We start from the raw sequence: 19,996 nt of genomic DNA, 5'->3' as shown, positions 1-19,996 counted from the left end.
CCCAGCGCCCCACCCGTAAGTCGGCTCCCCGGTGTGTGCCTGATGGGCGGCCCGGCGCAGGAGTTGCTCGACGGTGGGCGGCCGGCCCGTCAGCGGCGACCGAACCGGTTCCCGAGACACTGGTGCTGATCGACGAACTCGGGCGTATGGAACTGGTGTGCACCGCGTTCCAAGACGCTGTCCGGTGCCCGTTCGAGTCCGACATCGACATCGTCGCCACGGTCCACGCGAAGAGTGACCCGTTCACCGACGCCCTCAAGCGGCGAGCCGGCATCGCACTCGTCCCGGTGACCCGAGCGAACCGCCCGAGGCACACGGCCAACGCCCCGTTGTTCCGCTGCGGTCCCGGAAAGGTCACCCGGTGGAAGAGCGCTGTCCGGGCGTTCCGGCTGCCGTCTCGGGCGTGGTTGCGGTGTCGGGGGTGAGCGGGAGTGTGGCGACGAAGTGGGCTCCGGTAGTGGGCTGGGGGTCGCTGAGGGTGAGGGCGCCGCGGTGGTGGTGGACGATTTCGCGGGCGATGGCCAGACCGAGGCCGGTGCCTCCGCTGGTGCGGTTGCGGGAGGCGTCGAGGCGGGTGAAGCGTTCGAAGATCCTTTCGCGGTGCTCGGCGGGGATGCCGGGGCCGTCGTCACGGACTTCGATCAGGGCGGTGGCGGCGTGAGCGGAGACGGTGACCAGGACGTGACTGCGGGCGTGCCGCACGGCGTTGTCGAGGAGGTTGCGCAGGAGTCTTTCCAGCTGGCGCGCATCGCCGTGGAGGGTGATGTGGTCGCTTGTCGGGCAGTCGATCTGGAGGGAGGTGGGGGCGTGCCGGCGTGCCTGTGCGACTGCCTTTTGGGCCAGGGCGCCCAGTTCTACGGGGTGGACGGTGGGCAGTGTGTGGTTGTCGAGGTCGGCGAGCAGGAGGAGGTCTTCGGTGAGCTGTTCAAGGCGTTCGGCGTCGCCGAGGGTGTCGCGGATGACGTCGGGCCAGTTTGTGGTGTCGGGGTAGTGCAGGGCCACTTCGAGGTCTGCTCGCAGTGCGGCGAGGGGGGTGCGCAGTTCGTGGGAGGCGTCGGCGGTGAAACGTCGTTGTTGCTCGGCGGCTTGTTCCAACCGGTCGAGGGTGTCGTTGGTGGTGGCGGCCAGGCGGGCGATCTCGTCGTGGCGGGGTGGGACGGGGACGCGCAGACTCAGATCACGGCTGGTGATGGCGCGCAGGCGCTGTTGGATGTCCTCGACGGGGCGCAGGGCCCGTGAGGTGGTGGCCCAGACGATCAGCGCCACCAGGAGGACGGCCGCGGGAAGGCCGGCGTAGAGCACATGGTCGACGGTGGCGACGGCCTCTTCGGCGTCCTGGGGGGTGACGAGGATGTGCAGGGTGAGGTTCTCGACGGGGGCGGTCGGCCGGCCGTCGAGCAGGCCGGGGGCGTGGAAGGCCGAGGTCACCACCCTGAGTTCGCGGCCGTCGAGTTGTCTGCTGCCGGGCCCGGCATCGCGACCGACGGCGCCCAGGTGCAGGTCCTGCTCGATGGGGACGGTCGGTCCCGTGCGGTCAGGGAGCCCGTACAGCGGGGCGGGTACGAAAGGCTTCAGGTCGGGGTCGCCTTCGACGAACCGGCCCTTGGGGTCGACGATCACCCATGTGTCGGGGCTCTGGAAGAGGGCCTGGGCGCTGCCGTTACCGCTCTTGTAGCGCTGCTCGATGACGTCCAGGCTGGCTCGGGCCCGGTTGCGGGTGTCGGCCATTTTCGAGGCGTAGACCTCATTGCGCAGCCACAACGCCCCGGCGGTGAAGGCGAGGGCGGCGGTGAGGGCCGCGGCCAGGGCGGCGCGGAGTCGGATCGGCAGGCGCTTACCGAGCATCGTCGACCAGCCGGTAGCCGACGCCGCGCACCGTATGAATGGTGGAGCGGCCGAACGGGATGTCGATCTTGCGGCGCAGTGCCCTGATGTGGACGTCGATGATGTTGCTGGCGGTCTGGTGATGAGCGTCCCAGACCTGTTCCAGCAGGTCGGCGCGGCTCACCACTTCTCCCGCCCGCAGCCCGAGACAGGCCAGGACGGCGAACTCCTTGGCGGTGAGCTCGATCTCGGTCCCCCCGCGGCGGCATCGGCGGGTGGCGGGGTCGAGGTGCAGGTCACCGATCTGCACGGCGGGCTGGCGCACGGGGCCGCCGCGGCGGATCAAGGCCCGTAGCCGGGCCAGCAGCACCACATAGGAGAACGGCTTGGTCAGGTAGTCGTCGGCCCCGGTGTCCAGGGCCTCCGCCTCGTCGTACTCGCCGTTCTTGGCGGTGAGCATCAGGATCGGGGTGCGGACGTCCTCGCGTCGCAGCCGGTCACAGACCCGGTACCCGTCCAGGCCGGGGAGCATGATGTCCAGGATGATCGCCTGGTAGGGCTGCTGCCGGGCCATCCAGAGGCCGTGGCGGCCGTCATGGCACACGTCGACGGCGTAGCCCTCGCTCTCCAGGCCGCGGCGGAGCACGGAAGCCAGCCGCTCCTCGTCCTCCACCACCAGCACGCGCATGCCGCAATCGTGCCATGCTCACGAATCTCCACATGAAGATCGCTTCATGTGGCTTCATCGCTGCTTCATGCGGACTGGCCGACGGTGGACGCCCGTGTCCGCGTCCCGCAGGAGTGCCCGGTGTCGTCCACCGCCCTGTCCCGCCCCCGTCCCCGCCCGTTCACTGACCCGGTGCCGCCCCGCGGCGGGGACACCCACCGGCGACGCGCAGGCCGCCCGCACCTGCTGGCTGTGTTGTTCTTCGCCGCCTATGCCGCCCTGTCGGTCTCCAAGCACCTCCAGCTCCGTTCCACCGGCTACGACCTGGGCATCTTCGAGCAGGCCAGCCGCGCCTACGCGCACCTGCGCGTCCCCGTCTCCGAGCTCAAGGGCGCCGGCTACAACCTCCTCGGTGACCATTTCCACCCGATCCTGGCCACCCTCGCCCCGCTCTACCGGCTCTTCCCGACCCCGCTGACCCTGCTCACCGCCCAGGCCGCACTGCTCGCGCTGTCCGTCATCCCGGTCACCCGGCTGGCGATCCGCACCACCACCCCACGGCTCGGCACCGCGATCGGCATCGCCTACGGCCTGTCCTGGGGCCTGCAGAAGACCGTCGCCTTCGACTTCCACGAGATAGCCTTCGCGGTTCCCCTGGTCGCCTGCTGCCTGGAACGCCTGGCCCTGCGTCGCTGGCGCTCCGCGGCAGCCTGGGCACTGCCACTGGTCCTGGTCAAGGAAGACCTGCCGCTGACCGTCGCCGCGATCGGTCTGTACATCCTGCTGTGCGGCCGTCGCCGCCTGGGTACCGCCGTACTGACCTACGGTGTGCTGTCCGGCCTGCTGATCGTGCTGGTCGTCATCCCGGCCTTCAACCCCGACGGCCACTACGACTACCTCCACACCGCTACGCAGGCCGCCGGTGATCCGCTCACCCGGCTGCTCCTGCCACCGCAGAAACTCGGCACCCTGCTCGCGCTGCTCGCCCCGACCGCATTCCTCGCACTGCGCTCACCGCTGGTCCTCCTCGCGCTGCCTACCCTCGCCTGGCGCTTCTGGTCGACGAATCCGGCGTACTGGGGGCTCGACTACCACTACAGCGCCGTCTTGATGCCCATCGTGTTCCTCGCCTTCGCCGACGCGCTGGGCAGGCTGAACCGATCCGGGCTGGTCACGCGGGCCGTGGCGGTCAGCGTCGCGGCAAGCCTGCTGGCCCTTCCGTTTCTGCCACTGCGGGATCTGGCCGGTCCCGCGTGGCGGCCCAGCCCCTGGGCCGGCCCGGCCCGCGAGGTCATGGCCGCCGTACCCGACGGCGCCGAGATCGGAGCCGTCAACTACCTCGCCCCGCAACTCACTTCGCGGGCCCACGTCTACCGGTTCCCGCAGGTCCTGGACAACGGCACCAAGCCGCAGTGGCTGCTGATCAGCGACCCCGCCCGGGGTGGCATGCCTGACTTCCCCTGGGAGCTGCCCCGCCTGCCGGATATTCCTTCACTCGGCTACCGACTGGTCATGGAGCGATCCGGCATCCAGCTCTACCGGCTCGCCGACCGATGAGAGGGCAACCCAGGGCAGCCACGCAGGCTCATACATGCGGCATGGACGACGAGGTCGTCGAAGGACACGGTTCACCTTCCGTTCGGCAGCGGGATCACGGAGCCAGCGGGCGGCGACGCCGGGACTGTGTGTGATAGGAGCCGGTGAACAGCCCGGCCGTGCGCTTCAGTTGTTCCAGGACCCCGATGCGCTGGCCCTGGAGCAGTTGCAGTGCGGGGAACCGTCCGGGTTCGAACAGCAGAATGTTCAGCGATCCACCGTACTTGAAGTTACCGATCTGCTCTCCCTTTTCCACCAGGACGGGCGTCTTGATCGGCCCCTTGAACTTCTCCAGGAAATTCACGGAGGCGATCGAGTTGAGGCCGACGGGCACCACCCCGACGTATCCTTCGCCGTCTGGTTTCCCTTCCACGTCCAGGTACTGCGTCTTGATGACGACGTATCCCCGGCGGAAGTTGTCGAACATCGCGTAGTCGTAGCCGTAGCCGACGTTTCCCTTGTTGAGGAGCTCGGGGAAGTCCCGCATCCCGTAGTAGACACCGCCGATGTCATCGCGGGCCTCCACCACCTCGCCCCTGACCGGGGAGTGATACCAGTGGTAGCTGTCGGGCATCAGGATGCAGGACACCGCTGTCCCGCCGAGGAAGCGGTGGGCGTGCTCGGAGTTCTCCAGCAGCTGCCTGACGTTCATGGTCACCGTCTTGACCGGGATCGGCGTGGTCTCGGTCAGGTCGTCGACGATCATGTTGATGACGCAGTCGGCCGGAGCGACCACCACGCTGTCGTCGTCCTTGGCGTCGATCGGCCGCTTACCCTCCTTGAGCTGCCGGATGAAGAAATCGTTGAAGCTTTTCCAGGGGCCGGGCCGGTAGTCGGCCATTCGCTTCTTCCCGAGTTCCTTGACCCACTCCGCGATGAGTTCCTGGGACTCCGGCGTGTCCGCGTCCATCTGCAGGCCCTGCAGGTGCGTGAAGTCGGCGGTCATCTTGTACCCCGGGCCGGAGGTCGCGAAGACCATGCCGTAGTCGTTCTCGTAGGTGAGCCAGCTGAACTTCTCGATGTAGTCCAGCCCGTCGTTAACGCCGGGATGCCACTCGTACCATTCCCTGAAGAACTCACACAGGCAGTCGAAATCCCGGTCCTTCCAGTCGTATTGGACCTCGACAGGTGTGTCTTCCGGGTACGGGACCACGTTCTTGACGGCGGCGTCGTACATGGTCTTGAAACCCTCGTGGTCGTTTTCGTACCACAGGGTGATTTTCTTGATGAACTCGTCGAGGTTCTCTGAGTACCGTTCGTCGCCCTGCATCACTTTCTCCTGCCTTCTGTCTCCTGCCGCCTGAGGGGACGTTGACGCCCTCGGTGCCTTGGGCGGATGCTCTCGATGCCTGGAGGCGGCGGGGACAGGCGCGGTCACGTCGTCCCCGCCAGGTGAGGTGTGCGGTCAGCCGCAGATGGGGTTGACGGCGAGGTCGGAGACGTTCACCGCGTACCCGTCGCAGCCGCCGCGGATGTTGGAGAAGTGGTACTGCAGGTGCGGCCGGGCCACGAGGGGCTTGACCAGCGAGACGTACTGGTACGCGCCTCCGTGTCCGGCGTCCTGGAGGACGCTGTACGCCTCGTCGGGTGTCAGGCCGGCCTGGTCGGTGATGGGCATGACGCCTGCCCAGGACGACGTGTGGTAGATCGGCTGGTCGATCTCGCCCTCGAGCGTGGCGTGGAGTTCGATCGACTTGATGCGGGAGGTGCTGTCGTTGGTGTTGTAGACGAGCCGCCAGTCGGTCACGTCGGACATGTCCTGGGTCTTGCCGCTGGGCGAGCTGCCGTCGGCCACCATGAGTGTGGCGTTCGGGAACGTCATGTGGACCTCGTCCGCGGCTGCATCGAGGAGTTGCTGCAGGGACAGCTGGTCCGCCGCCTTCACCCCGTGGGCGACCGACGCGGAGGCCGGCGCGGCCGCCTGTGCCGCACCAGTTCCCGCTACGCCGGTCACTGCGAGTCCACACGCGACGATGACGGCCGCGACACTGTTCCTGAGCTTCATTACCTCTCCGTTCTCTTCTCGGAAGGGGACATGCTCATCTGACGCACCGTCGGCACAGGGGCGGTGATTTGCCTGGCCGACGGTCAGCGCTGAGCAGGGCCCAACGATTCCGTCACGATGAGTGCTCGATCAAGAGCTAGATGTAGTCATGGTGTTGGGGTGAGCGTGCGGCCAAGAAGGCTGAAATCCCTGCCCTGTCTGCCGCAAGTCAGCGAAGGGTGAAGACCTGCCGAGAACGGAAGAGACCGCCAACGGCAGGCGCCCCGATCGGCGCTTGGGGCCGGCAGCACCTGCGCCCGTACCGTCTTGCTGCCCGCGGGACCAGGCATGACACCACAGGGGCCGCCGAGCACTTCCACCAGCGGCAGGCCCACGACCGCGACCTCACCGGACCGTGGAACCAGGGCGGGCGACCTCTCTTCGCACGCATTAACGAGCTCGATCCGCAGCGTGCCGGCCTCGACGTCGAGGGCCAAAAGCTGCGCACCCGCACCTGGCGGGGGACGGTGGCAGGTAGTTCGACGGCGAGGTTCCACGGGCACGAGCCGGGGGCGACGGTTGCGCCGTCATTCGGCCTGCCTGCGGCCGGGGGCACCGACTGGATTCCGGGTCGGGGCCGACGGTATTGGCCCGGGGTGCTCCGGAGCGCACGGCGGCGGCCCGGCTGAATCGTGGGTCCGAGGAGATCTGCCGCACGTCGGCGTAGCGGGTCACCAGCCAGGCACGGTCGCCGGTGGGCAGGGCGACCCTCATGACTGGTTGGTACGCCCCCGGTCGTGGGTACTCCTCGGCCGGCTCCAGGGGAGTCCGCGCCAGGGGAAGGGAAAACGAAGCTCTGCGCTCTCGGTCGGCGTGGTCGCCCCTTCGCCGGAACGGGGATCTCCGTCGGACGGGGAGCCTCGATCGCCTGTGGGGCATCGGACGTCCCGGACCGTCGGGCAGTGCCACGGAGGCGGTCCGGGGCACGACTGATTGCGTTGGCCGCTCCCACACGGCAGCCACGGACAGGGGTCGGCGGAAAGCGGTCGCAGACACGGGCATAAGGCTGAAGTCGCCATGAAATCGACCCTCCCCCGGTTTCCGGCCATCATCGCGTCGGCTGTCGGCGACCGGATCGGCTCGTATGGCGGACTTGCGGGGCACCTGACGCGGCCAAGTACGAACCGACGGCGGCTCCCGCCGGCAGACGTGCGCAGGGAGGTGAACGGACAGGTCGGCACTGTACGGAAGGGGCCGGCGACCCGTCGTTGTACCGGTGAGTCGTGCGGTGCCGTGGACACCGTTTTCCGGTCGGGTGCCTGGCGGCCGATTCCGCTGCGGACACGGCGGGACTCCTGGCGATCACCGCGTTCCTGCCGTGACAGTTGCTGCGTCGGTCCGGAAGCCAGTCGCCACCAGGGCATATGTCTACGCACGCGCCGAAAGCCAACGCCAACACCCATGAGACGCCCGCGCGAGCGCGCCGCAGCCGCCCGCCCGGACCGGTGTCACCGCAGGCAGTGACGGCGGCGTGGGGCGTAGCCGTCGAGGAGCGTAGGAGAGCGCATGAGGCCGTCGCTGTTTCGCATGCTGGAGTGGCACGAACGCATCGAGGCCGAACGGCAGCAGCCCGGAGCCCGGGTCTTCGTCTCCGACTACAACGGTGGGCACCCGTTCGTCGCGGAGTACCTCGGGGAACTCGCCGACGCCGCTCCGCACCGCCTCGCGGATGTCACCCGCTACTCCGGTCTGGACGAGGACACCGCCCTGCGGTCCAAGGTCGCGGCGATGCACCGGCAGTACGACGGCGCGCCCTACACACTGCGCAACGTCATCCCAGGCGGTGGGTCCAGCGCCCTCCTCGGCACGTTCGCCACCTGGCTGGCCCTGACGGGCCGCAGGCGCGTCCACTACGTTCCGCCGGTCTACTACAAGCTGGCCTACCTCTTTCAGCGGCTGGGAATCGAGCCCGTGCCGGTCGCCCGGCGCCACGCCTTCCAGCCCGACTTCGACCTCCGCCTGCCCGACGAACGGACCGTTCTGCTGCTGACCGACCCGGTCTGGTACGCCGGACGGCGGGTGCCCTTGGATGTGCTGGAGACCATCGGCGCCTGGCAGCGGGCGACGGGCTCGTTGGTGTTCGTCGACGGGACGTTCCAGTACATGCCGTGGGACGGAGCGCCGGGTGAGGCGAGCGCGCATCTCCCGATCGAGCAGACGCTGCGCATGATCTGTCCTACGAAGTACCTGTCGATCCACGGCTATCGGTGCGCTCACCTGCTCGTTCCCGCGAAGTTGCGTGCGGAGCTGGCTGAACTGCACATCAATTTCCACGGCGATGTCGCGGTCTCCGACCGGCTCTTCGCCCACCGAGCGGCCGACCTCATGCTCGGCAGCAGCAACGGCGCGCTGGTCCAGCATGTGCGGGACAACCACTCGATGCTCTCGGCCAGCGGCGCTCTGGCCGCTCAGGCACCGATCGAAACCGGATTCTTCCTCTTCGCCCAACCACGGGTGCCGCACCGGTGGTTCCTGGCGCTCGACGCGAAACACTTTGAACTCGACGGCTATCCCGGCTACATCCGCATCAACCTGCTCAACGGCCCGGCCATCCAAGCACTGATGGCCACCGCCGCGGTGCCAGAGCCTGCGGCGGACGTCAGCCGGTGAGCGTATGGCGGCGGCGCCAGACACCGGCCGAGATACGGGCCAGCAGCCTGGCAGCGGGATCGTCGACATCATGCCCGGAGGCGAGCGGCCCGCTGTAGCAGACGGCGAGCGTGTACGAGGCGGCGTCGGGCGGGTGGATCACGGCGGCGCTGTGCCGTATCCCGGGGAACCATCCGTTCTTGCCTGCCAGTCGGGTACCGGTCGGCACCCCGGCGGCGAGGTCCACTCGGTGGACGTTTCCCTCCAGCAGCGTGAGCAGCTCCGGCTCCAGCGATTCCAGCAGCCGCACCAGGTCGAGGGCGGTCACCCGGTTGTGCACGCCCACCGCGCGCCCGGCGTAGTCCTCGATGCCACGTGGGCTGGCGCTGCCCGTGCTGTGAGCCTGCTGCCACACACGGGCAACGCGCTCGTGCCCCACCTGCGCAAGGCACAGGTTGGTGGCCAGGTTTGACGAGTGGGTGACCATCCGCTCGGCGAGCCAGCGCAGCGACGCCGCGCCGCCCAGCCGGCCCCACGGCAGCGGATCGCTGTCCGCCTCGCGGCTGTTTCCGTACACCCCGCCGGTGACCGACCTGAAGCGGTTGACCACGGGCACGGCCATCTCCAGATCCACACCGCTGCGGTACAAGGCCGCCAGCACAGCCACCTTCATGGTGCTGGCCGCATCGTGTGGGACCTCCGCATTCCGCAGCACCACCGGAGCACACCGCCAAGGCGCCACAACCACCGAAAGCACACCCCATCGTATCCAGACCGGGTCAATTGACGGTGGGTCGATCCACTGCACCCTCTCGACGACCAGCGGGAGTGCGGCCGACGGCGCCGGGTTCTTGTCACCGCAGGGTGGTCAGTGCCGCCGCTTGATACGTGGCTCCGGCGTTCCAGAGCAGGAAGGAGTTCATACCGTCCACGGACGCCGCTCTGATCTGGGCGGCGACTTCGCCGGGGCCGTAGTGGACGCCCAGGGAGAAGTCCTGGAGCCAGGGGACGATCGTGGCTCCGGTGCCCTTGACCTGCTTGGCGAAGTCGGCCAACGACCGGTTGACGATGTCGTACGGGCTGGCGTTCGGGCTGGCGACCCGGTACTCACCGGCGGCCCAGTGCGAGGGGTAGACCATGGGGGCGATGTAGTCGGCCTGTTGGGCTATCGCGGGGATGTCCTGGGCGATTTCGGTGGGCCGGGTGGCGGCGATGCCGAAGACCGAGGCCCCGAGGTAGGCGCCTTCGGGCCGGACGCGGCGGCGGGTGTCGGCGACGAACTCGGCGATGGACTTTTCGGGGGTCTGGTTGCCCAGGCCGGGGAAGCGCATGGTGGAGAGCTTCCCGTCGGGGCGGCGCACGTAGTCGTACAGGATGTCGTCGAAGCCCAGCTTGGCCGCTTCGGTGGCCAGGGCGATGTTGTACTGGCGGACCTCGGGATCGGCGAAGTTGGTGAAGGCCAGCTTGCCGTAGTGGCCGCCGTTGTACGGGCTGCCGTCAGGAGCCTGGACCAGGCGGTGGTCCTTGCCCTGGCTGTGGGATGCCTGGGCAAGGATGGGGTCGCGGAAGGCGACGATGCGGCCGACGACGCGGGCTCCCATGCCGTGCAGGGTGTCGATCACCTTGCGTGCGTCATAGCGGTTCTTCACGGCGCCGATCTGCCGGGCCAGCGGCACGGAGGAGTCGTAGCCGACCTCGCCGTTTTCGTCCTTGATGTCCAGCTCGACGGCGTTGAGCTTCTTGTCCTTGATGAGCTGGAGAACCGGCTCGCGGACCTCGGACGACGCCCAGCCGATGGCGGTCAGGTGCGCGGCCCGGGTGAGGGGATAGGACGCGACCGCGTTCACGTCGGTGCGGGTGACGTTGCCGCCCGCGTCCGTGGCCGCCACCTCGATACGGGCGGGGGGCTGTGCGAGCCGCCGGGAGAAGGTGCCGTCGTCGCCGACGGGCACGGGCGCACCGGCTATGGAGACCTTCACCTGCCCGGCGTCCTCGACCCGGCCGCTTACCGTCACCGGTGCGCCGGGCCTGGCGGCCCGGGCGGGGGACAGCCGCAGCTTCGGTGCGGTGGTGTCCACAGTGAACGTCCGGGATATGTCGTGCAGGAAGGGCAGGCCACTGTGGGATGTGGCCGTGAGTTCGTGGCTGCCCTCGGCGAGCGCGGGGGCGTCGAGTATCAGGCGGCCGTCGGCCCGGTGGGTGTGCACCCGCTTCCCGTCGAGCCGCACCTCCAGCTCGGCCAGGTCGGTCCCTTCCTTGGCTGTGATCGCAAGGCGCGGGTTGCTGACGTCGGATCGGCCCAACACGCCCTCGCTGCCGATCCCTTCGACCCGCAGCTGGCGGGAGAAGGACTGTATCGCGAAGGCCCCGAGCGCCGTGCAGGCCGGGACCACCAGGGATATGGCTATGACGGCGAATCGCGTTCGGGGTCGTTTTGCGCGCATGTCCACTCTGCCGTTCTCGAAAGAGGTTTCCTTGCGTCATGACATAGCCGCCACGCCGTCCGCCCAAGAGGTTTCGAGCGGGTAATCATGCATTCGGCCCATCGCGCCGGGGTGTGCGTCACGCTTTTGCCCGAGGCTGGGAGGCGAGGGGAAGCATCTCGTTGATATCCGGAGGCATCATGCGTCCATCCCACCGAAGCGGCGGCGCGGTCTTCGTCGCATCGGCCATCCTGCTGCTCACCGCCTGCTCGGCAGCCCAGTCCCCGCCGGAGGGGGGCCAGGGCGCACTGTCGGGACGGGCGCACAAGGCCGGCGGGCAGGCAGCGGTCGCCGACCCGGCGACAGTGCAGGCCGACGAGCTCGGTGCGGTCCCGGTGCTGATGTACCACCAGCTGGTGGCCGAGCCCCGGAGTGTGTACGACCGCACACCGCAGGACTTCCGTGCCGAGCTGGAACGGCTGGCACGGGAGAGATACGTACCGGTCACCGCGCGGGAGTTCAGCAGCGGGAAGATCGACATCCCCGCCGGTACCCACCCTGTGGTGCTGACCTTCGACGACTCGACCGCCAGCCAGTTCCGCCTGAGCACGGACGGCCGGCCCGCGTCCGACACCGCGGTGGGCATCCTGCTGGACGTCGCCCGGAAGCACCCCGGGTTCCGCCCCGTGGCCACCTTCTTCGTCAACGCCGACCCGTTCCGCGAGCCGGGCGGCCGAAAGTCGTTGGACTGGCTCGTCACCCACGGATTCGAGGTCGGCAACCACACCCTGCGGCACACCGCACTGGGGACGGTGGACGACACCACCGCCCAGCAGGCCATCGCCGACAACCAAAGGGCGATCAACCAAGCCGTGCCCGGCTTGCCGGTGGTGTCGCTGGCACTTCCCAACGGTTCGATGTCCCGCTCCCGGCAACTGGTGCTGAAAGGAGCCGCCGACGGCGTGCGCTACCAGCACCAGGGCGTCTATCTGGTGGGAGCCAACCCCGCCCCCTCCCCCTTCTCGACCGCCTTCGACCCGGGGGCGATCCCACGGATCCGCTCCCAGGCGGCGACCGGTCCCGACGCCCAGTTCACCTCGACCGCCTGGCTGGACAAGCTCCGCGACGGCACCGTCAAGCGGTACACCTCGGACGGAGACCCGAAGAAGATCAGCTTCCCCAGGTCCGAGGCGGCCCGCCTCGCCCCGGCCCACCGGCAGGCCGCCCGGCCATACTGAACGGGCAACCGCATGCGGGACCCGAACTTCAATGATCAAGGAGGTCATGGAGAGCGGCAGGACGAAGACGATGCCGACCACCAAGATCACGGCAAGGCCAAGGCCAAGGCCATGGTGCGTACGGAGGGCAGCCGGGGGCCGGGAGCCGGGAGCCGGGTCGGCTACGGAAGTCTCCAGCGCCATCCGACTCCGAGAAGGCTGCTCCCGCTGCTCCCCGTCAGTTCTCGCAGCTCAGTGCGCGGTCGGCGCCCACGGGCCGACGCCGCCGATGCGTTCGACGGAGTAGCGCACGATGTAGCCGGGCTTCTTCTCCCCCGGGAACTCGGCATCGGGAGAGATGTAGGTCTTCGCCAAGCGGTTGAGCAGGTCCCATGCGGTGTCGCTCGGCTGAACGGTGGCTCTCGCCCGCAACACGGCGTAGGGGTTCAAGAAGACGCCGGGTTTTCGTGGGGCGTCGAAGGAGATCACCACCCGCGGGTCCCGCTCGATGTTGCGCAGCTTCACATGCCGCGACATGTGGCCGCTGACGAGATCATCGCCTTCCAAACCGATCCAGATGACGGTGACCTGCGGGCTCCCGTCGGCATTGATGGTGCTCAGGTGGGCCATGGGGCCGGAGGCGATCAGATCGCGCAGTTCAGGCGGCAGATCGGTCATGGGTTGATCCCTTCTCCTGAGAGCTCATCGGCAGGGTCCCCAGCTCACCAACCTATCGTGATCGGCGGAACCCGCCCCGGTGCTGTTCGGTCGGACACCCGGGTGGCCCCACACCCCTGCCTGGCTTCGCTCGCCGCCCCCGACCGGGACTTCGACACCCTCATCAACCCTCGTCATCGGCTCCTGCGAACGCGCCTGCTACGGCAACCAATTCACCGTCATGGCCGCACTCTTCGACGACGATGGTGCCCCCGTCTGTGGATCCCAGCGCCGGGTGCCGGGTGGTGCCGCCCCCCGTACGGCTACCAACCCGTCGATCCAGGCACCCACCCCGCCCTGCTCGCCCTGATCAATGGCTGGCCTGCTCCGGAGCCCCTGGCGCCGCTGAAACCGTGGTGGATCCAGATGTCGTGTTCGGGGGGTGGTGCCTGGGGTGGAGTGTCAGAACAGGCCGCGGGCAGGCTGCAGTTCACCGGACGGATGGTCAGCGAGCGGGTACTGTGCGGCGCGTCATGTGCCCATAGGCTGCCACGATAAAAGGCGTTACCGACGTGCCCGAGAACCTCTCCCAGTCTGCGGACCCGGCCCAGGAGAACGACTACGACAGCTTCGCCGAGGCGTACGCGGCGGACAACGAGAACAGCCTGATGAACGCGTACTACGAGCGGCCCGCGATGATCGCCCTCGCCGGAGACGTGGCCGGCCGCCGGATGCTGGACGCCGGCTGCGGCTCAGGTTGCCTGTCCGCTGCGCTGCGCGACCGCGGTGCCGACGTCACCGGCATCGACGCCAGCACCGGGATGTTGGCGTTAGCCAGGCGGCGGCTCGGCGACGAAGCGGACCTGCACGTGGTCGACCTGAGCGGCCCCCTGCCGTTCGCCGACGGTGCGTTCGACGACGTGGTCGCGTCGCTGGTGCTGCACTACCTGGAGGACTGGGGGCCGACGCTGGCCGAGATACGGCGAGTGCTCAAGCCCGGCGGCCGGCTGATCGCGTCGGTGGACCACCCTTTCGTGGCCTACACGATCCAGGATCCTCGGCCCGACTACTTTGCGACCACCAGCTATACCTTCGACTGGTCGTTCAACGGGCAACTCTTCCCGATGAGGTTCTGCGCAAGCCATTGCACGCGATGACCGATGCCTTCACCACCGCCGGCTTCCGCCTTTCCGTCATCAGCGAGCCGCGGCCCGACCCGGCCGCCCGTGAGTTGTTCCCCGACGACTTCCAAGCCCTTTCGACCAAAACCGGCTTCCTCTTCTTCGTCGTCGAGCTACCGTCGTCGACTGCCGACTCGGCGGACTAGGGCGCTTCTGACGGGGACCGCTTCGGTTGTGATCAATGGGCTTTCCAGCAGCTGCTGAGCCAGCTGATCCAGATGGCTGCTGCACGGAGGTGGCGTGCGGCGAGGTGGCGCTCAGGCCCGATGGGCGCCCTCTACTCGCGGAGGTGGATTCCCTTGACGGTGGTGTCGAAGACCGGCCGGTACCGGCCCCATTGCTCGTTCGGCGCGGAGAGGTAGATCACGTACTGAGTGCCGTCGGCGCCGCTGAAGGCCAGTTCCACCGCCCGGTACTCCCGTGCTCTGCCCTGGAACGTGAACTCCCAGTATCCCGCGGGCCGTCCCCGGAACGTCGTGGGGCCCATCCTGACCCGTTCATAGCCCGGGTTGTCGCGACGTGTCTGGGCCTCTTCGGTCTCCCGCCAGTGCCGAAGAGGATCACCGCCCGCGAACTCGACGACGTCGATCCGCAGACTGGCCAGCCCGGAGAGGTAGGCGACCTCGCCGCCAGGCATGTTCTTCAAAGTCCAGCCATCCTGCACGGGGACGGAGAAGCCCTGGCCCGCCTGCTCAAGGTGGTACCCGTTGGGCAGTGGTGGCGGTGATGGCGACGACGAAGGACTGGGGGCCGGTGAGTGGCTGGAGGTGGCGGCCCCCGAGGGGTGAGCGTTCGGCGAAGCTTCCCCGCCCCCGGGCCAGAGCAGCACACCGCCCGTCGCGGCAGCGGCCGCCACTACGGTCGAGACCATCCACAGCGCCATGCGGCGGCCGCGCTTGCCACCCGGCGCCGGAGAAGCCACCGGACTGTCCGCATGGGCCTCCGATCGCGTGGGCGAGTCGAGGGGGACGGTTCCCGTTCCGGTCGCAAGGTCCAGGCGGCGTTCGGCCTCCTGGGCGTCCATGCGCTGGTCAGGTTCCTTCGCCAGCAGGCCCTCGATCACCGGCGCGAGGTGCCCGGCGTTGGCCGGAGGCGGGCACTCCTCGGTGGCGATGGCGTACGCCGTCTCGATCGCGGTGTCCCGCTGGAACGGGGGGTGCCCTTGGACTGCTTGGTACAGCGTCGCTCCGAGGGCCCAGAGGTCGCAGGCGGGGCCGGGTTCGGCGATGCCGGGCCGGAGGCGTTCCGGCGCCAGGTACTGGACCGAGCCGACCAACTCGCCGGTCTTGGTCAGTGACGGCGTTCCGGGCTCCACGGCGATCCCGAAGTCGGTGAGGACGATCCGTCCGTCGCTCCCCAGGAGAACGTTGGCGGGCTTGACGTCCCGGTGCAGCACTCCGGCGTCGTGCGCGGCGCGCAACGCCGCGGCCATGGCGCGGCCGATCCGGGCCGCCTCGCCGGGTGGCACCGTACCCTGCCGCTTCACAACGTCGCTCAGTGTCACCGCGGGGATGTACTCCATGACGATGCACGGCAGCCCCTCGTCATCGACGACATCGTGCACCACGATCACGTTGGGATGGGTGATCCGAGCGGCGCTGCGGGCCTCCCGTCGGGTGCGCTCGTGGAGCCGCCGCACCTCATCGTCGTGCAGGTGCGGCGGAACGTGCAGTTTCTTCACTGCGACGTACCGGCCGAGCACCTCGTCCTCGGCCCGCCACACAGTGCCCATCCCGCCACGGCCCACACGCTCCACCAACCGATATCGGTCGGCTATGAGCCGTCCCAGATCAGACACCGTGAAACCTTCACCTTCCCCCGCACGCCTGAGCATGCCTGACAGATTGCGGGAGCACCCTAGACGCGTGCCGGTTGCATGGCCACAGCAGCAGTTTTCCCGACCTCACGCCATCCCATGGGCAGCCCCTTCCGTTCCCGCCGGGATCGTTGCGCTGACGGCAGTCATGACGGAGCCATGCGGTGGTCTTGTTCCAGCATCGGCAGGGTGGCGAACCGGGTCCGGCACGTTCACGTGCCGGACCCGACCGTGTCAGCCATTCATGGCCGCCCAGAACTCCTCGAAGGACATCTGGCGGTCGCCGTTGGTGTCGAGGGAGTCGATCAGCTCCTGAGCCTGCGACTCGGTGATCTCCGAGCCCTCCAACTCCGCAACGACCTGCCGGTATTCCGCTGCGGTGACCTGACCGTTCCCGTCGATGTCGTAGCGGTCGAAGACCTTCCGCGCCGCCGTCTCCACGATGTCTGCCATGTGCTCCGCCCTTCCGCGATCTTTGCTGGCAGGCCCAGATTATCCGTCCGTCCGCTCTGAACCGCTCCGGGTCTGGTGGACGCTCGATTCCCTGAGACGATCGAGTCCTGGCATGTTTGTCCCCTCCCCTGCTGAGCTCCGTGAGCGCGCGGCGCGCACGGTGTGAGCATGCGGCGCGGACGGTCGCGCAGATCCGGGCGAACTGTCCGGCCGAGGAGTCCAGTTGGTGATCCCGACCGCCCTGGCGGTGGGCCCGATCGCCCTGGCGGTGGGCCCGGCCGGCCAGTCCTGTCCTGGCCCTGCTCGCTCAGAGGCTGCGGGCGGTGATGTCGCCGTTGGAGGTGGTGGCACGGATGTCGAGTTCGGCGGCGCCGTTGTTCTTGAGGGCGTTGCTGATGCGGCCGTGGCTGGTGCCAGCGTCCAGGGTGGCCGAGACGCCGGTGGCGGCGCCGATGGTGATGTCGCCGGACTGGGTGGTGAGCACGACCTTGCCGGCCATGGCCTCCGTGATGCGGATGTCGCCCCGTGTGGTGCTGATCTCCGCGGGGCCGCCCAGTCGGCCGACCTCGACGTCACCGTCGATCGCGGTCAGGCGCAGGCTCGCGGTCTCGTCCAGCTTGATCTGACGGTACGCACCTTCGAACGTGACGTCGCCGAGGCGGCCGAGGGTCCTCAGTTCGGCGCTGGCGGTCCTGGCCTCGACCCGCGAACCAGCGGGCAGCTTGACCGTCACCTCGATCGAACCGGAGGGGCCGAAGTACTGGTCCTTGACCGCAGAGACGATCCGCAGGACGCCGTCGGCGTACTCAACCGTGGTCTGCTCAACTGCCTTCACATCGCGGCTCTTCGAGGCGCTCACAGGCAGGACCTCGACCACGGTGTCGGCGCGGTCGGCGGCGATGAACTGGACACGTCCGGCGGGGACATCCAGAACGACGGCGATCGGGGCGGGGGTGTCGAACTTCTGCATCATGCTCTCCCTTGCACTCACGACTCGGTGTTTCCCAACGACAGAAACGCTACGTTGCTTTCCATGATTGGACAACAATGAGTTCGCCACAAAACGCCATCTCTGCAGGTTGAATGGGGAGAATCATTGCAACGACCTCTTGTTTAACGCAACGATAGATTCATTGGCCGTTGCAATGCTCTGGCGGTGAACGCTATGGTGGGGGCGTCGAGGAACACCGAGCAGCACCAACGAGAGCGCCCGCGGGGCACGAAGGAGGGCCGTAATGCCGGGAGGCAGGCTCACTCAGGCCGAACGCCAGCAGATCGCGACGGGGTTGGCCGACGGCTTGGCCTACGCCGAGATCGCCCGCCGCCTGGATCGCCCAACCTCCACCATCACGCGTGAGGTGACACGGAACGGCGGCCCCACCGCCTACCGCGCCGACCTCGCCCACCGCGCCACCCAGCAACGCACTCACCGGCGCCGACAGGCCGCACCGGCGGGAGCACAGGCATCCCCGCAACCCTACGGACGCGACGCCGAGGCCGTGCGCGACTACCAAGAGGCCCTCACCACCGTCTATATGAACTCGGGCCTGCCCAAGATGATGGCCCGGGTCCTGGGCTGCCTCTACACCACCGACACCGGCAGCCTCACCGCCTCCCAACTCGCCCAACGCCTCCAGGTCAGCCCCGCATCCATCTCCAAGGCCATCACCTTCCTGGAGAGCCAGGACCTCGTCCGCCGGGAACGCGACGAACACCACCGCCGTGAGCGCTACACCGTCGACGACGACCTCTGGTATCAGGCAATGATCCGCAGCGCCCGAGCCAACGACCAGTTCATCGAAACCGCACGGCAAGGCGTCGGCGTCCTCGGCCACGGCACCCCTGCCGCCGCCCGCCTCGAAAACGCCGCCCGCTTCCTCGACTTCGTCAGCGAAGCGCTCATCCGCGCCGCCGACCAGGGACGCGAAGTCCTCTACACCAGAACCGAAACAACCCGCACCCCCAACAGCGCCACCGAGCCGAGTTCGAACGACGGACGGACAACCACCCACCGTGCGGGGACCGGTGCGCCTGGATGATCCACGGCGCTCTACGCTGCTGCGGACCGACCGCGGAGTCGAGACGCGCGCGAATGGGCCCGCGTCGTCGGCGCCTTGGTGCCATCTGCCAGACGACGGGAAATGCACGATGAACGACGCTCACGGAATCGCCGGGGTCCCCATGCGGTGGGTGGGCCCACTGAGGATTTCGGGAAATATCGCAACGACGGAGACCGAAGTCCCGCTCGCCACCTACGAGTCACCGCTGTGGCCTTCCGTGGGGCGCGGCGCAAAGATATCCCGGCAGACCGAGCGCGGTATCGTCGCCACCCTCGTCGACGAACGGATGACCCGCTCGGTGCTCGTCGAAGCCGAGGACGCGCAGACCGCTTACGCGGCCGCGCGCCAGCTCGACGCGCAGTTCGACGACTTGTGCAAGGTCGTGCGCGCCTGCAGCGGATTCGCCGAACTGGTAGGCATCCGGCACGAGATCACGGCCAACTTGTTGTTCATCCGGTTCGAGTTCACCACCGGCGACGCGTCCGGACACAACATGGCGACGCTCGCGGCCGACGCGCTCCTGGGGCACATCCTGAGCATCGTTCCAGGGGTTTCCTACGGGTCGATTTCCGGGAACTACTGCACCGACAAGAAAGCGACGGCCATCAACGGAATCCTGGGCCGTGGAAAGAACGTGGTAACCGAACTGCTCGTGCCGCGCTCCGTGGTTACCGACATGCTGCACACCACGGCCGCCAAGATTGCCGAACTGAACGTGCGCAAGAACCTGATCGGCACGTTGCTCGCCGGCGGAATACGCTCGGCCAACGCGCACTACGCGAACATGCTGCTCGCCTTCTACCTGGCCACCGGCCAGGACGCGGCAAACATCGTCGAAGGCTCACAGGGGGTGACCGTGGCCGAAGACCGGGAGGGCGACCTCTATTTCTCGTGCACGTTGCCGAACCTGATCGTGGGTACGGTCGGCAACGGCAAGGATCTGGACTTCGTCGAGGCCAATCTGACGCGGCTCGGCTGCCGGACCGAGCGCGAGCCGGGAGCGAACGCGCGCCGGCTCGCCGTCATCGCGGCCGCCACGGTGCTGTGCGGCGAACTCTCGACCCTGGCGGCGCTGACGAACCCGGGCGAACTCATGCGCGCGCACATCCACCTGGAGCGCAAGCAAGGGTAGTCAACGGGCCGCCGTCGGCTAACGGGCCATCGTCGGCTAACGAGCGGTCGACGGCCGCCGGATCCATGCTGACCGAGTAAAGCTGTCCCGAGCACTCCTGTGACCTGCCTGGCCTCATCGCATCCACTCCGCGGCAAGTCGGAAGAACGCCGGCACGTGGGGTTTGCCGAACGCGTCGTTGACAGAAGTCCGTTGCTGTTGCGGAGAAGAGCCTGGTGCGGCGGTTCGGAGGCGGCCAAACGGAGAGATCCGGACGTTTTGTCAGACCGCATCCCTCGTGCTGTATTGACCTTCGCGCGCTGTGACCGCCGTCACCGTCGACTTCGCGGGAAGGGAC

Annotated in this window: 16 protein-coding genes and 1 pseudogene; 7 read left to right on the top strand and 10 right to left on the bottom strand. The window is 68.1% G+C overall.

Going from position 1 to position 19,996, the window contains the following annotated elements:
* Positions 1-35 precede the first annotated feature (35 nt).
* Positions 36-425, top strand: a complete 390-nt coding sequence (locus B073_RS44295; protein ID WP_324608803.1) for a nucleoside-triphosphatase — start codon at positions 36-38, stop codon at positions 423-425.
* On the opposite strand, the gene B073_RS40815 is transcribed toward B073_RS44295, so the two are convergent.
* Positions 355-1,845: a sensor histidine kinase gene (locus tag B073_RS40815; RefSeq protein WP_018540513.1), complete on the bottom strand. Its 1,491-nt coding sequence runs from the start codon at positions 1,843-1,845 to the stop codon at positions 355-357. The two genes, B073_RS44295 and B073_RS40815, sit on opposite strands and share 71 nt — an antisense overlap.
* Complete coding sequence (locus tag B073_RS0123410; RefSeq protein ID WP_018540512.1) at positions 1,835-2,512, bottom strand: response regulator transcription factor; 678 nt, start codon at positions 2,510-2,512, stop codon at positions 1,835-1,837. Before B073_RS0123410 ends, B073_RS40815 begins: the two co-directional genes overlap by 11 nt.
* 120 nt (positions 2,513-2,632) lie before the next feature.
* On the opposite strand from B073_RS0123410, the gene B073_RS0123405 reads away from it, so the two are divergent.
* Positions 2,633-4,048 (top strand): DUF2079 domain-containing protein, encoded by a 1,416-nt coding sequence (locus B073_RS0123405; RefSeq protein WP_018540511.1) that lies wholly within the window; start codon positions 2,633-2,635, stop codon positions 4,046-4,048.
* A gap of 94 nt (positions 4,049-4,142) precedes the next feature.
* On the opposite strand, the gene B073_RS0123400 is transcribed toward B073_RS0123405, so the two are convergent.
* Both B073_RS0123400 and B073_RS0123395 read right to left on the bottom strand, forming a co-directional pair.
* Positions 4,143-5,357, bottom strand: a complete 1,215-nt coding sequence (locus tag B073_RS0123400) for a phosphatidylserine decarboxylase (protein ID WP_018540510.1) — start codon at positions 5,355-5,357, stop codon at positions 4,143-4,145.
* Positions 5,358-5,492: 135 nt separating this feature from the next.
* A complete protein-coding gene (locus B073_RS0123395; protein WP_018540509.1) occupies positions 5,493-6,092 on the bottom strand; it encodes a hypothetical protein in 600 nt (199 codons plus the stop codon).
* A 1,545-nt stretch (positions 6,093-7,637) separates the two neighbouring features.
* Here B073_RS0123395 and B073_RS0123390 point away from each other — a divergent pair.
* Positions 7,638-8,741 carry an aminotransferase class I/II-fold pyridoxal phosphate-dependent enzyme gene (locus B073_RS0123390; RefSeq protein WP_158690188.1) on the top strand — a complete coding sequence of 368 codons (1,104 nt, stop codon included), beginning with the start codon at positions 7,638-7,640 and terminating at the stop codon, positions 8,739-8,741.
* Here B073_RS0123390 and B073_RS0123385 read toward each other — a convergent pair.
* Positions 8,731-9,435 (bottom strand): serine hydrolase, encoded by a 705-nt coding sequence (locus tag B073_RS0123385; protein WP_267881432.1) that lies wholly within the window; start codon positions 9,433-9,435, stop codon positions 8,731-8,733. The two genes, B073_RS0123390 and B073_RS0123385, sit on opposite strands and share 11 nt — an antisense overlap.
* Before the next feature lie 139 nt (positions 9,436-9,574).
* A complete protein-coding gene (locus tag B073_RS0123380) occupies positions 9,575-11,164 on the bottom strand; it encodes a putative glycoside hydrolase (RefSeq protein WP_026247654.1) in 1,590 nt (529 codons plus the stop codon).
* 179 nt (positions 11,165-11,343) lie between these two features.
* Here B073_RS0123380 and B073_RS0123375 point away from each other — a divergent pair, with 179 nt between their 5' ends.
* Positions 11,344-12,381: a polysaccharide deacetylase family protein gene (locus tag B073_RS0123375; protein WP_018540505.1), complete on the top strand. Its 1,038-nt coding sequence runs from the start codon at positions 11,344-11,346 to the stop codon at positions 12,379-12,381.
* Positions 12,382-12,612: 231 nt separating this feature from the next.
* Here the strand turns inward: B073_RS0123375 and B073_RS0123370 are convergent, their stop codons facing one another.
* The gene (locus B073_RS0123370) at positions 12,613-13,038 is read right to left on the bottom strand and encodes a PPOX class F420-dependent oxidoreductase (protein ID WP_018540504.1); all 426 of its coding nucleotides are present in this window, start codon (positions 13,036-13,038) and stop codon (positions 12,613-12,615) included.
* Between the two features lie 551 nt (positions 13,039-13,589).
* On the opposite strand from B073_RS0123370, the pseudogene B073_RS40810 reads away from it, so the two are divergent.
* A pseudogene (locus B073_RS40810) lies at positions 13,590-14,344 on the top strand (class I SAM-dependent methyltransferase).
* Between the two features lie 131 nt (positions 14,345-14,475).
* On the opposite strand, the gene B073_RS0123360 reads toward B073_RS40810, so the two are convergent.
* From B073_RS0123360 to B073_RS0123350, 3 genes are all read right to left on the bottom strand, one after another.
* Positions 14,476-15,996 (bottom strand): serine/threonine-protein kinase, encoded by a 1,521-nt coding sequence (locus tag B073_RS0123360; protein WP_026247653.1) that lies wholly within the window; start codon positions 15,994-15,996, stop codon positions 14,476-14,478.
* Between the two features lie 252 nt (positions 15,997-16,248).
* Positions 16,249-16,467, bottom strand: coding sequence for an EF-hand domain-containing protein (locus B073_RS0123355; protein WP_018540502.1), 219 nt, complete (start codon positions 16,465-16,467; stop codon positions 16,249-16,251).
* A gap of 307 nt (positions 16,468-16,774) precedes the next feature.
* A complete protein-coding gene (locus tag B073_RS0123350; RefSeq protein WP_018540501.1) occupies positions 16,775-17,437 on the bottom strand; it encodes a DUF4097 family beta strand repeat-containing protein in 663 nt (220 codons plus the stop codon).
* Positions 17,438-17,702: 265 nt separating this feature from the next.
* Between B073_RS0123350 and B073_RS0123345 the strand changes: the two genes are divergently transcribed.
* Complete coding sequence (locus B073_RS0123345; RefSeq protein ID WP_018540500.1) at positions 17,703-18,506, top strand: GbsR/MarR family transcriptional regulator; 804 nt, start codon at positions 17,703-17,705, stop codon at positions 18,504-18,506.
* A 109-nt stretch (positions 18,507-18,615) separates the two neighbouring features.
* Positions 18,616-19,659, top strand: a complete 1,044-nt coding sequence (locus B073_RS0123340) for a hydroxymethylglutaryl-CoA reductase (RefSeq protein WP_026247652.1) — start codon at positions 18,616-18,618, stop codon at positions 19,657-19,659.
* The last annotated feature ends 337 nt before the right edge of the window (positions 19,660-19,996 follow it).

The sequence above is a fragment of the Streptomyces sp. MspMP-M5 genome, assembly GCF_000373585.1.
In the GTDB taxonomy this organism is placed as follows: Bacteria; Actinomycetota; Actinomycetes; order Streptomycetales; family Streptomycetaceae; genus Streptomyces.
Note: the sequence above shows the minus strand (reverse complement) of the source record. Positions and strands in the feature narration are given on the sequence as shown.

Coding starts and splice junctions, on each gene's coding strand:
- B073_RS40815 (WP_018540513.1), bottom strand. CDS start 1,845: ATGCTCGGTAAGCGCCTGCCGATCCGACTCCGCGCCGCCCTGGCCGCG.
- B073_RS0123410 (WP_018540512.1), bottom strand. CDS start 2,512: ATGCGCGTGCTGGTGGTGGAGGACGAGGAGCGGCTGGCTTCCGTGCTC.
- B073_RS0123400 (WP_018540510.1), bottom strand. CDS start 5,357: ATGCAGGGCGACGAACGGTACTCAGAGAACCTCGACGAGTTCATCAAG.
- B073_RS0123395 (WP_018540509.1), bottom strand. CDS start 6,092: ATGAAGCTCAGGAACAGTGTCGCGGCCGTCATCGTCGCGTGTGGACTC.
- B073_RS0123390 (WP_158690188.1), top strand. CDS start 7,638: ATGAGGCCGTCGCTGTTTCGCATGCTGGAGTGGCACGAACGCATCGAG.
- B073_RS0123380 (WP_026247654.1), bottom strand. CDS start 11,164: ATGCGCGCAAAACGACCCCGAACGCGATTCGCCGTCATAGCCATATCC.
- B073_RS0123375 (WP_018540505.1), top strand. CDS start 11,344: ATGCGTCCATCCCACCGAAGCGGCGGCGCGGTCTTCGTCGCATCGGCC.
- B073_RS0123370 (WP_018540504.1), bottom strand. CDS start 13,038: ATGACCGATCTGCCGCCTGAACTGCGCGATCTGATCGCCTCCGGCCCC.
- B073_RS0123355 (WP_018540502.1), bottom strand. CDS start 16,467: ATGGCAGACATCGTGGAGACGGCGGCGCGGAAGGTCTTCGACCGCTAC.
- B073_RS0123350 (WP_018540501.1), bottom strand. CDS start 17,437: ATGCAGAAGTTCGACACCCCCGCCCCGATCGCCGTCGTTCTGGATGTC.
- B073_RS0123345 (WP_018540500.1), top strand. CDS start 17,703: ATGCCGGGAGGCAGGCTCACTCAGGCCGAACGCCAGCAGATCGCGACG.
- B073_RS0123340 (WP_026247652.1), top strand. CDS start 18,616: ATGAACGACGCTCACGGAATCGCCGGGGTCCCCATGCGGTGGGTGGGC.